The organism is Arhodomonas sp. KWT, from assembly GCF_010993615.1.
The window spans coordinates 1-813 of the sequence record NZ_WNXE01000759.1; the positions used below are offsets into that span (position 1 = coordinate 1).

Annotated in this window: 2 protein-coding genes; both read right to left on the reverse strand. The window is 66.1% G+C overall.

Annotated elements, in window-relative coordinates; genetic code table 11:
* The coding region (locus G7A99_RS22215; RefSeq protein WP_163144168.1) for an ABC transporter permease subunit at positions 1-383 on the reverse strand (383 nt) is incomplete at its 3' end.
* Positions 380-813: ABC transporter permease subunit (locus G7A99_RS22220; RefSeq protein ID WP_163144170.1), on the reverse strand; the 434-nt coding region annotated here is incomplete at its 5' end. The genes G7A99_RS22215 and G7A99_RS22220, both read right to left, overlap by 4 nt.

The following is an 813-nucleotide window of genomic DNA, read 5'->3' on the forward strand; positions in this document are numbered from 1 at the left end:
GCCTCGACCTCGCCTTCCGGCACCGCCTGGATCGCCCCGCGCAGGATCTCCGCGGTATAGGCGGAGGTGTTGAAGGTGAACGCGATGATCGCGCACCAGTAGGCCTGGCTGAGCACCGGCCAGAGCAGCGAATCCCGGACCCATGGCGACTGCCCGAGCCCGTAGTAGACCAGGAAGATCTGCACCAGCAGCGGCGTGCCGCGGAAGAAATAGATATACACCCACGGGAAGGCGCGCACGGAGGCAAAGCGTGAGCACCGTACGATCGCCATGGGCACCGCGATGGCGAGCCCCAGAACGCCGGAGACGAGCACGAGCTCGAGTGTCAGCCAGGCCCCGTGCAGAAGCTGCGGCAGGTTTTCCAGAATGACCGACCATCTCATGACGACAGCGTCCGCATTCCGTGGCTAGTGTGGCGTTCGAGCGTGTGTATCACCAGCGTCGCCACCGCCGTAAGGCCCAGGTAGATCAGTGCCGCGGCGAGGTAGAACGTGAACGGTTCCTTGGTGTAACCGACCGCCAGGGCCGTCTCGCGCATGAGGTCCTCGATCCCGATCACCGACACCAGCGCCGTGTCCTTGAGCAGTGACATGAATATATTGCCCACCGCCGGCAGGGCCACGCGCCAGACCTGGGGCAGGACGATGCGCCGGAATATACGGCGGCGTCCGAGCCCGAGGGCGAGCCCGGCCTCGACGTGGCCGCGGGGAATGGTGTGCAGCGCGCCGCGGAACACCTCGGTCAGGTAGGCACCGTAGTTGAAGGCGAGCGCGACCACGCCGGCCGCGAAGGCCGAGAGCTCGACATAGCCGT